This window comes from Variovorax multivorans (genome assembly GCF_051216835.1).
Lineage (GTDB): Bacteria > Pseudomonadota > Gammaproteobacteria > Burkholderiales > Burkholderiaceae_C > Variovorax.
In genome coordinates this window covers 245,173-257,559 of the sequence record NZ_JBPJZL010000008.1, presented here as the reverse complement: position 1 = coordinate 257,559, position 12,387 = coordinate 245,173, and the positions used below count along the sequence as shown (strand labels likewise).

General features: G+C 65.8%; 9 protein-coding genes. 5 read left to right on the top strand and 4 right to left on the bottom strand.

The genetic code is table 11. The features are described 5' to 3' along the window. Window positions 1-314: 314 nt before the first annotated feature. From ACSFCA_RS22800 to ACSFCA_RS22790, 3 genes are all read right to left on the bottom strand, one after another. Window positions 315-788, bottom strand: a complete 474-nt coding sequence (locus tag ACSFCA_RS22800) for a hypothetical protein (protein ID WP_435461287.1) — start codon at window positions 786-788, stop codon at window positions 315-317. Window positions 789-1,083: 295 nt separating this feature from the next. After that, window positions 1,084-1,353: a hypothetical protein gene (locus tag ACSFCA_RS22795; protein ID WP_435461286.1), complete on the bottom strand. Its 270-nt coding sequence runs from the start codon at window positions 1,351-1,353 to the stop codon at window positions 1,084-1,086. 429 nt (window positions 1,354-1,782) lie between these two features. Beyond that, complete coding sequence (locus ACSFCA_RS22790) at window positions 1,783-2,670, bottom strand: LysR family transcriptional regulator (protein ID WP_093058171.1); 888 nt, start codon at window positions 2,668-2,670, stop codon at window positions 1,783-1,785. Between the two features lie 268 nt (window positions 2,671-2,938). Here ACSFCA_RS22790 and ACSFCA_RS22785 point away from each other — a divergent pair, with 268 nt between their 5' ends. The 5 genes from ACSFCA_RS22785 to ACSFCA_RS22765 all read left to right on the top strand — a co-directional run bounded on the left by ACSFCA_RS22785 (window position 2,939) and on the right by ACSFCA_RS22765 (window position 10,931). Then, window positions 2,939-6,493: an indolepyruvate ferredoxin oxidoreductase family protein gene (locus ACSFCA_RS22785; protein ID WP_435461285.1), complete on the top strand. Its 3,555-nt coding sequence runs from the start codon at window positions 2,939-2,941 to the stop codon at window positions 6,491-6,493. Between the two features lie 81 nt (window positions 6,494-6,574). Continuing rightward, entirely contained in the window at window positions 6,575-8,749 is a 2,175-nt protein-coding gene (locus tag ACSFCA_RS22780) for a sensor histidine kinase (protein ID WP_435461284.1), read from the top strand. A gap of 5 nt (window positions 8,750-8,754) precedes the next feature. Then, a complete protein-coding gene (locus ACSFCA_RS22775; protein ID WP_258355253.1) occupies window positions 8,755-9,369 on the top strand; it encodes a response regulator transcription factor in 615 nt (204 codons plus the stop codon). Window positions 9,370-9,490: 121 nt separating this feature from the next. Continuing rightward, entirely contained in the window at window positions 9,491-9,820 is a 330-nt protein-coding gene (locus ACSFCA_RS22770) for a hypothetical protein (RefSeq protein WP_093058168.1), read from the top strand. 217 nt (window positions 9,821-10,037) lie between these two features. Next, window positions 10,038-10,931: a DMT family transporter gene (locus tag ACSFCA_RS22765; RefSeq protein WP_258353528.1), complete on the top strand. Its 894-nt coding sequence runs from the start codon at window positions 10,038-10,040 to the stop codon at window positions 10,929-10,931. A gap of 91 nt (window positions 10,932-11,022) precedes the next feature. Here the strand turns inward: ACSFCA_RS22765 and ACSFCA_RS22760 are convergent, their stop codons facing one another. After that, the gene (locus ACSFCA_RS22760; protein ID WP_435461283.1) at window positions 11,023-12,381 is read right to left on the bottom strand and encodes an SMP-30/gluconolactonase/LRE family protein; all 1,359 of its coding nucleotides are present in this window, start codon (window positions 12,379-12,381) and stop codon (window positions 11,023-11,025) included. Between the last annotated feature and the right edge of the window lie 6 nt (window positions 12,382-12,387).

Sequence of the window (12,387 nt, the reverse complement as noted above, 5' to 3'; positions counted from 1 at the left end):
TGGGTACCGAGGTCCACGAAGGGCTTCGTCCCAATCTCGGACTCGACGAACCAAGTAGCCTCGCACTCCTCGCAAACGAACAGCCCAGCGCCGCTGCTTCTGATTGCCATCGCGGCAATCTCGCCTTGTTCACATCTTGGGCAACGCATGGAGGTAGTTGTGGGGGGCAGGTGGGCCGTTCAATGTCCGCTATCGCGCGAAGTCTAAAGGACCTACGAACGTTGGCTTTTGGCCGAACCGTGTCACCTGCGTTTACGTGCAAGCTGACGCCCCGCGGCACTTGGCGACCCCACTCGGCCTTGGCCACTTTCCGGCTATTCGACGTCAGGATGGTATGGCGACCGCATTTCCTCGACGAACAGGCCAACCTTCGTCGCCAGCTCCTGCGCTTCAGGACATGCTGGTGCGACCCCTATGTACATGTAGTAGTCCCACCCAAAGTGGATGAACCCTCTATCGCCCTCAAGCCTGCACCAGAGCTCCTCGCGGAGCACTTTGGCCATGATTGCCTCGACATCCATCACCGTGAAGCAACCTCCTTCCGCATAGGGCGGCTTCCCTTTCTTTCGGTACTCTAGCCCTCGAACTACCAAGGAACCGACGTTCGCTTCTCGAAGGAATGCCGTGGCGACGGAGATGTACGCCGCCTCGACCTTTTCGTACGTCGCTCGGGTCAGCACTGTTCCGTCGAAGGTGGCACCAACGTCGCCGAAGGAGGTCCACTCGTTGTAGGTTCCTCCATTCAGTCGGACGGCTGGGTCGTACTTGGTGACTCGATACTCAAACATTGCCTTCTCCTCGCCGCAAACGTCCGCTTCCTTACGAATTCTGCGGCGCGGTCGAACGTCTCCTGTTGTCCGATAGTACCTATTCGCACGAGGCCGAGGGATGTCGGCAATCGCTGCAAAGCAGATGCTCGTATCGACTGTTGACGATCAGCGTGGAGTGCATAGCCGACACCGAGGCCTACTCCATAAACCTCAACCGAACCGAATTCCCACCATCACGAAGACTTCAGCCATCACAGCCCAAAGGACCTGTTCCTCAGGCGAGCTGCGAAACCCGCAGCCCGCAGACCAGTCGCTAACCGCCGGTCTCGGGCGCCCCACGTCGCGCCTTCTCGCTCATCTGAAACAGCTCCCCAGCCTTGCGAGCAAGTTCAGCCGCAAGCCAGAGCAGGTTGTCCAATCGTCGAGGCCCATCCCCGCTGCACCAGTCGATGTCTTCCCCGTGGCAGACCCACAGGAGAGCTTCGAGTTGAGAGAGGGTGTTTTCGAGAAGATCCGCCGGGTCTTGGGCGTTGTCTTCGGAAGCGACCTGCGTGCGGGGCCGGGCTATAGTCTTGGTAGCCATTTTTGTGCGTTCCTTCCAAGGTGTTGCACGAACTTGGTTAGACGGCTGGGGTGCTCGCTACACCCTGGCCGTCGCCTTTTGATACCTCGCATTTGCATCGCTGCTTTCGCACCGACAACCTGCCGCGAGGCAAGCAGCCTTCAAAAATTTCGGTGGCTATGTGTGTTGCGCCTTTCTTCTTCCCTTGTTGGGGTATCGAGTGACAGGGGCATCCACTCTAGAGAAGAACCCTGCGAAGTAGCCGTTCCATACGGCACGAAGTCTCGGCGACCGCCAACAAATGCAGCTTCCGCAGCGGCTCTGAACGATCACGCCGATGGGGTGCCTTGCGCAGCGAAATAAAGGAGGAGGCCGAAGGCCAGGGGACATTCGCGGAGCAAGGTACCCCGTCGGCGTGAGCGTCGCCCTGAATGAACCCGATCCCGATCCCTACGGCATCCCGCGCGCCAACAAATGATCGACAAGCCGACGCTGCGGAAAACTCAACGCCTCCTGCCGCGTGCACAGATACATCCGTCGTGAAGCCCAAGCATCGGTGAGATTGATGAACCGCAGTTTCATCTCTTTGCGATAAGTCACCGCGGCCCCCTCGGGCAGGATGCCCACGCCCATGCCCGCTTCGATCATCCGGCACACGGCCTCGAAGCTCTTCACGCGCACACGCAGCTTCAGCACCTTGCGCGCGCTCATGGCGGCGTCTTCCATCGTGCGGGAGATGGCCGAGTCGTCTTCCAGCCCCACGAAATCGAAGTCGAGCAGTTCCTCGAACGACACCTCGCGCCCGCGCCACGGATGCTTCTGCCGCACGATGGCCACCAGCCGGTCGGTGCGATAGGGAATGAAGTTGAGCGCGGGGTCTGCCGCCTCGCTGGTGATGACGCCCACATCGGCCTGCCGGTCTCGAATGGCCTGCACGATGTAGACGCTGCGGTGCTCTTCCACGCTCACGCGGATCTCGGGGTAGCGCTGGCGAAAGCTCGCCACGTCGTCGGGCAAGAACTGACCCATGGCCGAGGCATTGGCATGCAGCCGCACACGGCCGGTGGCGCCCTGTGCGTAGTCGGACAGGTCGGCCCGCATGCGATCGACGTCGCGCAGGATCTGGCGCGCATGCATGGCCAGCGATTCGCCGGCGCCGGTGGGCGTCACGCCCTTGGAGGTGCGGTTCAGCAGCGCAACGCCCAGGTGGCCTTCGAGAATGGACAGGCGGCGGCTCGCGGCCGACAGCACCATGTGGCTCTCGGCGGCGGCCTTCGACAGGCTGCCGTGCTCAATGGCGCGCAGGAAAAGCGCCAGCGAATCGAGGTCGGGTCTCATCGGGTTCTCGTCGTGCTGCGGGGGCCGCCATTGTCGGGCCAGCGGGACGGTTCGAGCCTGCCGAAATCCTTTCGGTCGATCGCACCCGCAAAAGACAGATCTTCCGTAAAGCGCTGCGCTTTGCCAAAACGAAGAAGCACTTTCAGGAGACAAGGCGGAAGAATCGTTGCTGCCTCGCCGTCTACCCCGGCAAGGCATCTCGCGAGCCGGCCCTCTACCGGGGCCACGCCCGCATTTCCACGAGTCCCACCCGGAGTCTTTTTCAGTCATGGCATCCCACGAACTGGCCAGCGTTGCGCTGGACGACAAATACACGGCCACCGAAGGCCGGATCTACCTCAGCGGCATCCAGGCGCTGGTGCGCCTCATGCTCGTACAGAAATGGCGCGACCAGAAGGCGGGGCTGAACACCGCAGGCTTTGTCTCCGGCTACCGCGGCTCGCCGCTCGGCGGCCTGGACGAAGCGCTATGGAAGGCGCAGCCGCAGCTCGAAGCCAACGCCGTCAAGTTTCTGCCCGGCGTGAACGAGGAGCTGGCCGCCACCGCCGTCTGGGGCACGCAGCAGGTGCACCTGACCGGAGAGAGCGCCGTCGATGGCGTCTTTGCCATGTGGTACGGCAAGGCGCCTGGCGTGGACCGCTGCGGCGACGTGTTCAAGCACATGAGCCACGCGGGCACCTCGCCCAACGGCGGCATTTTGCTGGTGGCGGGCGACGACCACGGCGCGTCTTCTTCCACGCTGCCCAACCAGAGCGACCACCTGTTCGCCGCCTCGATGATCCCGATGCTCTACCCGCAGAGCGTGGAGGAATACATCGAGCTGGGCCTGCACGGCTTCGCGATGTCGCGCTTTGCGGGGCTGCCGGTGGGCTTCAAGGCGCTGGCCGACACGGTCGAATCGTCGGGCTCCATAGCGGCCGGCGCGCTCGACGTGCATACGCGGCTGCCTTCGGACTTCGTGTTCCCGCCCGGCGGCGTGCATGCGCGCCTGTCGACCGACACGCTCGGCGTGCAGGCGCGCAAGCAGGAAGCGCTGATGCAGGACTACAAGATCTACGCCGCCATCGCCTACGCGCGCGCCAACCGGCTGAACCGCGTGACCATCGATTCGCCAAAGGCGCGGCTGGGCATCGTGGCCTCGGGCAAGTCGTACCGCGACGTGCTCGAAGCGCTGGAAGAACTGGGCATCGATGCGGACGAAGCCGCGCGCATCGGCATTCGCCTGTTCAAGGTGTCGATGCCGTGGCCGCTGGAGCCCGACTCGATCCGCGAGTTTGCCGACGGCCTCGAAGAAATTCTGGTCGTCGAAGAAAAGCGCCAGATCGTCGAGTACCAGCTCAAGGAGCATCTCTACAACTGGCGCGAAGACGTGCGCCCGCGCGTGATCGGCAAGTTCGACGAACAGGGCGAATGGGGCGCACATCCACGCGGCCAGTGGCTGCTACCGGCCACGGCCGACTTCTCGGTGGCGCAGATCGCGCGCGTGATCGCAGGGCGCGTGGCGCGCTTTCACACCAGCGACCGCATCCGCATGCGGCTCGCCATTCTTGACGCGAAGGACGTGGTGCTCGGCAAGGCCGTGGCCACGCCCTCGCGGCCGGCCTGGTATTGCTCAGGCTGCCCGCACAACACCTCGACCAAGGTGCCCGAAGGCAGCCTCGCGCTGGCCGGCATCGGCTGCCACGTGATGGCGACGGCCATCTACCCCGAGCACAACAAGACGACCACGCACATGGGTGGCGAAGGTGCGCCATGGCTGGGGCAGGCGTGGTTCTCGAAGCGCAAGCACGTGTTCGCGAACCTGGGCGACGGCACGTACTACCACTCGGGCTCACTCGCGATCCGCGCGGCCGTGGCGGCGGGCGTGAGCATCACCTACAAGATCCTCTACAACGACGCAGTCGCAATGACGGGCGGGCAGCCGGTCGACGGGCCCATCACCGTGCCGCGCATCGCACACCAGATGGCCGCCGAAGGCGTGAAGCGCCTCGCGCTGGTGGCCGAAGACCCGACGCGCTGGGCCGACCGCAGTGTGCTGCCGCCGGAGCGTGACGGCTTCGTGCTCACCGTGCACCACCGTGACGACATGGACACGGTGCAACGCGAGCTGCGCGAGTTCGAGGGCGTGTCGGTACTCATCTACGACCAGGTGTGCGCAGCCGAGAAGCGCCGCCGCCGCAAGAAGGGCGAGTTTCCGCAGGCCGCGCGGCGCGTGTTCATCAACGACGCGGTGTGCGAAGGCTGCGGCGATTGCGGCGAGCAGTCGAACTGCACCGCACTGCTGCCCAAGCAGACCGACCTGGGCCTGAAGCGCAGCGTGGACCAGAGCGCGTGCAACGCCGACGAGTCGTGCATCAAAGGCTTCTGCCCAAGCTTCGTGACGGTGGAAGGCGTGAAGCCGCGCAAGCAGGCTCCGGTGGCAACGAAGGCCGATGCGCAAGAGACTTCCCTGCCCGACCCTGCGCCTTTGGCACTCGAAGGCATGCACAACATCCTGATCACCGGCATCGGTGGCACGGGCGTCATCACCATCGGCGCGTTGATCGGCATGGCGGCGCACCTCGAAGGCAAGGGCGTGAGCGTGCTCGACATGACGGGCATGTCGCAGAAGAACGGCTCGGTAACGTCGCACGTGCGCATCGCGCGCGATGCGGCGCAGCTGAAGGCGCAACGCATTCCCACCGGCGAGGCCGACCTGATCCTGGGCTGCGACATGCTCACGGCCGGCGCGCCCGATGCCATCGCGCGCATGCGGCCAGGGCGCACCTATGCGCTGGTCAACACCTTTGAGCAGCCGACGGGGCATTTCGCGCAGCAGCCCGACTGGGAGTTTCCGGCCGCGCAAGTGCGCGCGCTGATCGAAGAATCGGTCGAAGGGCGTGCGGACTTCATCGATGCGACGCAACTGGCGACGCGGCTCATGGGCGATGCGATTGCGGCGAACCTGTTCCTGCTGGGCTTTGCGTTTCAGAAAGGCTTTGTTCCGCTGTCCGCCGAGGCGTTGGACAAGGCCATCGAGATCAACGGCGTGGCCGTGAAGGCGAACCTGTCGGCTTTCCGCTGGGGCCGCAAGGCGGCGCTGGATCTTGCGGCTGTGACGCGCGAAGCGGCGCCTTCGAAGGTGGTGGCGCTGCAGCGGCCGCAGAGCTTCGAGGCGCTGGTGGCTGATCGCACCGCGTTCCTCACGTCGTATCAGAACGCGGCGTATGCGCAGCGCTATGCCGAGCTGGTGGAACGCGTGCGCGTGGTCGAACAGCGCGAGCGCGGCAGCACCCTGCTCGCGAAGGCCGTCGCATCAGGCCTCTTCAAGCTCATGGCCTACAAGGACGAGTACGAGGTCGCGCGGCTGTACACCGACAAGCGCTTCATGGAAAAGCTGAGCGAGCAGTTCGAAGGCAAGCCGGTGCTGCGCTTCCACCTCGCCCCGCCGGTGCTCGGCCGCCGCGACGCCGAAGGCCGTGCGGTGAAGACGAGCTTCGGGCCCTGGATGATGGGTGCGTTCCGCCTGCTCGCGAAGTTGCGCGGCCTGCGCGGCACGGCGCTCGACCCGTTTGGCCGTACCGCCGAACGGCGCATGGAGCGGCGGCTGATCGAGGATTACCGCGCGATGGTCGAAGACCTGCTGGCGCGCTTCGACGTCATCGACTTCGACACCGCGCTGTCGCTGGCGCGGTTGCCCGAGCAGATTCGCGGCTTCGGGCATGTGAAGGAAGAGAGTGTGGTGTCAGCGCGCGTGCGGTGGGGCGTGCTGGTGAAGCAGCTGGACGTGGTGCCTGCTTCCCGTGCACGAGCTCCAGCGCCTGTGCAGCCCGTGGCTGCCTGAGCCAAGCGTCAGCGGCATCTGGGGGCCTTCCAGCGATCAGGGCAAAATTCTGCTCGCCGCGCCGGTCGGCCCCTGCCTCCCATGCCGCCAATCACGCTCGCTCCTCCGCCACCCCCAACCCGCCCGCGCCGCCGCTACCGCGCGATCGCCGCATGGGCGGCCGCCCTCGCACTGGCCCTGCTGCTGATCGGCCTCGCAGCCCAATGGGCCGCAGTCCGCGAAGCGAATTTCCAGGCCGACTCGATCCGCCGCGCCATGGAAGTCCACGCGCTGGGCCTGCGCGATGCCGCCGGCAAGTACAGCTACCTCCCGTTCACGGCAAGCCTGCATCCCGACGTTCTGGCCGCGCTGGCCCATCCCCAGGATGCGGCGGTGAAGCAGCGCGCCAACCGCTACATCGAGGAAGTGAACCGCCAGGCGGGCTCCGATGCGCTCTACCTGATCGACCTGCAGGGCATGACGCTGGCGGCCAGCAACTGGGCGACGCCGCAGACCTTCGTGGGCGAGTCGTATGCCAACCGGCCCTACTTCATCGACGCCCGCGCGGGACGCAATGGCCTGTTCTACGGTGTGGGCCAGACGACCGGCGAGCCGGGGCTCTTCATTTCGGCACCGGTGCGGCCGGACGGCGGCGCGGTGCTGGGCGTGGTAACGGTCAAGGTCAGCCTGCGCCAGTTGCAGGATGCCTGGACCTTCGCGCGCGACCCCATCTTGCTGACCGACGCGCGCGGCATCGTGTTCCTGAGTTCGGTGCAGTCATGGATGTACCAGGCCACGCGAGCCCTGGGCGCCGCCGAGATCGAAGGCATGCGGCGCGACCAGCAGTACGGCGCGCGCACGAACTTTCCGGCGCTGCCGTGGAAGGTCGATCGCGACGAAGGCGGGCCCGGCTACCTCGTGCGCACCGACCTCGGCGGCCAGCCGCGCCGCTTCCTGGCGGTGGACGAGCCGCTGCCCGATCTCGGCTGGACGCTGACGGTGATGGCCGACCATGCCGAAGTCGTCCGCGCGCGCGAGCGCACCTGGATGCTGGGTCTGCTGTGCGCCGGCCTGCTGCTGCTGGGCGGCCTGTACTGGCAGCTGCGCGAACGCCGCTTCGCCGAGCAGCGCGATGCGCGGCGCGACCTGGAGCTGCGCGTGCGCGAGCGCACCCACGAGCTCGACGAGGCCCACGCCTTCCGCAAGGCGATGGAAGATTCGCTGCTGGTGGGCATGCGCGCGCGCGACCTGGACGGCCGCATCATCTACGTCAACCTGGCCTTCTGCGAAATGACGGGCTACGGCGCCGACGAACTGCTCGGCCGGCTGCCGCCCTACCCCTACTGGCACCCCGACGACGTGACACTGCACTGGCGCCACTACGACGCCATGATGAGCGGCGAGCCCGCACATGCGGGCTTCGAGTCGCGCCTGCGGCACCGCGACGGGCACGAGGTGATCACCATGGTCTACACCGCCGCGCTGATCGACGCCGACGGCAAGCACAGCGGCTGGATGAGCTCGGTGGTGGACATCACCGAGCAGAAGCGCGCCGAGTTGCGCCAGCGCCAGAACGACGAGCAACTGCAGCACGCCCAGCGCCTGGCCAGCCTCGGCGAAATGGCCTCTACGCTGGCCCACGAGCTGAACCAGCCGCTGATGGCGCTGAGCAATTTCGCGAGCGCCGCCAAGGCTTTTGCAGAGCAGGGCAACCAGCAGTTGCTGGTCAGCAGCCTCGACGAGACCATGGCCCAGGCCCAGCGCAGCGCCGAGATCGTGCGGCGCATTCGCGGCTTCGTGCGCCAGCGCACCGCCGGCACCGAAGACTGCGCGGTGGCGGCGCTGGTCAGCAACGCGCTGGCGCTGCTGCAGGGCGAGATGCGCATGCGCCAGGCGCGCGCCGAGGTTCGCATGCCGGCGGGGCTGCCCGAGGTGCGCGGCGACCGCGTGCTGCTCGAACAGGTGCTGCTGAACCTGCTGTCCAACAGCCTGCACGCCATGCAGGCCACGCCGCCGGAGCAGCGGCTCGTCGAAATCGAGGCCGAAGTGCTCGAAGGACGCATGCACATCCGCGTGGCCGACCGCGGGCCGGGCATCGACGCCGCGCTGGCCGAGCAGGTGTTCGCGCCCTTCTTCACCACCAAGACCGGCGGGCTGGGGCTGGGCCTGAACATCTGCCGCACCATCGTCGAGGCCCATCGCGGCCGGCTGTCCTTTGCCAACCGGGCCGGCGGTGGCACAGTTTTCACCCTCGAACTGGAAATCACACCCCCATGAACGCCATGAGCGCTCTTGCCAACAACCTGTGCGTGGTGGACGACGACGAGGCCGTGCGCCGTTCGCTGGGCCTGCTGCTGCTGTCGCGCGGCTACGCGGTGCAGACCTTTGCCTCGGGCGAGGCCTTCCTGGCCGGCGCCGATTTGCAGCGCGCGGGCTGCGTGATCCTGGACCTGCGCATGGACGGCGTGAGCGGCCTGCAGGTTTTCGATGCGCTGCGCGCAAAAGACAGCCCGCTGGTGGTGATCTTCCTGTCCGGCCACGGCGACATACCCATGGCCGTCGAAGCCGTGCAGAACGGCGCCTTCGGCTGGCTCGAAAAGCCCTGCAATGACGAGCGCCTGCTCGACAGCATCGCCAAAGCCTTGCAGCAAGCCGGCGAGATCGCCGCGCGCCGGCAGGCCCGCCAGGCCGCGCAGGCACTGTGGGACAAGCTGACGCCGCGCGAGATGCAGGTGGCCCGGCTGGTAGCCGAGGGCAAGCCCAACAAGCAGATCGCCCTGGAGCTGGCGCCGCTGGAGCAGCGCACGGTAGAGACCCACCGCGCGCACGTGTTCGCCAAGCTGGGGCTGGCGAACAGCCACCAGTTGGACCGGTTTCTGCGGGAACACGCGCTGTAGCGACCCGACTGGAAGCAAGTGGAGGCCCGTGTGCGAGCACATGGCAGGACCGGAAGTGGCTCGGCGAGCTTCTTGCTTGACCTCATCGCAGCAGCCAGTCGCGTTGCGCAGGAGGTCTCCGATGCCGAATTTTTACTTGCCGCTCTCCGGCAATGTGCGCCAGGAAATCAATCCCTGGACTTGGTTTACCAAGATTGCCAATGGGCAGCTTGGGTTCATCAACATCAATATGGGCAAGTCGTCAGACCCTGCTCTGGAGCAGCAGATTCTGGATGACGTCGGAAGCTACGGACGGCAGATTGGGCAACTCGGCGATGCGCTGGAGGCGGTTCTCGCGCACATGAAGACCGACACCTGGGAGCCCAAGGCCAAGGAAGCGGTAGATGCCTTCAGGTTCCAGCTCGCCGAGATTCGCCGGCTGAAGCAGAGCCGGGCTGACAACAAGACCTGACATTTCTCGGCGGCATATCGAACTGACCTGGAGCGGGCTTTGCGATGTCTTCTGGTCCGGGGACTTCACCAAGGCCATGCCGTTTCAGTGTCGCTGCATCGCAGCGCTGCTCTCGAGTTGATGGTAACTTGCGGCGAGGACCAGACGTTCGCAGCGCCTATGCTAGGCGGTCAAGAACAAGTCCCCTCCCCGGCCACTGCCGCGAGACAACCCGACCATGCAATCGACCGGAACCCTGCGCGGCATCGCCGCGATGCTGTTGGCTTGCGCCTTCTTTGCCTGCATGGACGCGCTGCTCAAGAACCTGGCCGGGCATTACCCGCCGGTGCAGGTGATGGCACTGCGCGGTCTCACGGCCCTGCCCCTGGTGTGCCTGTACATCGCCTGGCGGCGCGAGGCAGCCGGCGTTTTCAGCCGCCGGCTGCGTTGGCGCCTGCACCTGCTGCGCACCGCGCTGAATATGACGATGCTTGTGCTCTTCGTCTATGGCCTGAAGACCCTTGGCCTGGCAGAGGCCTACACACTCACTTTCATCGCTCCGCTGCTGATGGTGCTCATCGCCGTGCCGATGCTGGGCGAGTCGGTCCAGCCGCGGCACTGGATCGCCATCGGGCTGGGCTTCATAGGCGTCGTGATCGCACTGCGACCCGAGCAAGGGGCCTTCCTCTCGGTGGGCGCTCTGGCGATCCTGGTGGCCGCAGTCTGCTATGCGCTGTCGAACATGCTGGGCCGGCTCATCAGCCGCACCGAATCGAGCGCCGCGCTGGTCTTCTGGACCACGGCCGGCATGGCTGTCGGCGGTAGCCTGTTATCAGCACCGCAATGGGTGCCAATCCAGGCCCAGCACACGTGGGTGCTTGCGGGTTTGGCCATCAGCGGTTTTCTGGGCCAGATGGCTATCGCGGAGGCCTTCCGTCACGGCCAGGCCGCTGCCATCGCCCCCTTCGAATACAGCGCCCTCGCCTGGGCGCTTGTGCTGGACTGGGTGTTCTGGCAGGCCGCGCCCGACGCATGGACGCTGGGCGGCGGGGCGTTGATCGTTGCGAGCGGACTGTGGCTGGCGCGAAGCGAGGCGCCAAAATCTGCTCGGCCAAAACGGCAGGCCACCTGAGCCGCGGCGAAGCGGGCGTGCGAAGCCGCATCGGGCAGACAAGATCAACGGCTCGCGTGGTGCGAGCCGAAGATCCCTGCCTGCGTACCGCTCAGGGCGCCAGCGTGAGCTTGAAGATCTGGTTGCCGTTGGATGCGCCCACGTAGATGGTCCCGTCGCTGGCGACCGCCACACCAATCGGAAAATTGAAGATGATCGCCGCGCCGGTGCTGTCCCGCAGTGTGCTGATCTCGCCCGCAGGCGTGACCACTCGCGCCACGCCATCCCAGGCATGCGTCAGGAACACGTTGTCATGTGCATCCACCGTTACGCCGTAGGAATAGCCGAGCTTGGCCGGCGTGGCGGCCGTTCCGTCGACCACATTGGAAACAGCGTTGCCGTTGCAATCGCCCAGCAGCGTGCTCACTGTGGCGCTGGCCACATCGATCTTGCGCAAGCATGTGCCGTCGGTGTCCGTGTCGTACAGCGTGCTGCCATCGCGGCTGATCGCCAGGCCCTGCGGACGGGCAAACTGGGCTGCTGTGCCAACCCCGTCCAGGTAGGCCTGCGTGCCGTCGCCCGCGAGCGTGCTCGTGGTGCCATCGGCTGCGACCTTGCGCACGCGCTTGTTTTCCAGGTCTGCCACGAACAGGTTGCCTGCGCCATCCAGCGCAATGCTGGCGGGGTCGTTGAACATTGCAGCGGCCGGGCTGTCGGCGTACCCGCTGGTGCCACTGCCCACCCAGGTGCTGTAGGTTGTGGCGTTGGGGGCGATCTTGTTGATGCGATGCTGGTCGCTCACGTACAGGGTACCGTCGGCGGCCAGTGCCAGGCCATACGGCGTGTTCATGGTCGTCCCCGGCGTTACTTCCGCGCCGCTGCCGCTGACCGTGTCGATCCTGTAGACCGAACCATTGCCTCCCATGGCCACGTAGAGGTTCGCGCCGCTGGCATCCAGAACGAGTTGATAGGGACGGTTGTATGTCACCCCGGTGGTCGCCAGCACGTTGGCGACCCAGGGTTTGACCGTCAGCGTGGCGGCATGGCTGGTCACACTGCCATTGGGGCCCGTCACTTGCACGCGCAGCTGCTGGCCGCTGTCGGCCAGTTGATTGGCTGCTGTGGTGAAGCTGTCGCTGGTGGCGCCGGAAACATCGGTCCAGTTGGCACCGCCATCAACGCTGCGCTGCCACTGGTAGGTCGTGGCACGCACAGCCTGTACCTTCAACATGGCGGTCACGCCCTGGCCAATGGTGGTATCCGATGGCTGTGTCGTGATGGAGGGCGCGGTGTCTTCCTGCGTCGGTGCCGGCGTCTGCGTTCCCTGAGGAGCAGGTGCAGGAGCGACAGCGAAGCCGGGGAAGCCGCCGCCTCCGCCCCCACCACCGCCGCAGGCGGCCAGCACGAGGTTCATCATCAGCAGCGCGGCGGGTGCACGCCATGCACGGGAAACTGTACGAGTGGTATTCATGATGGG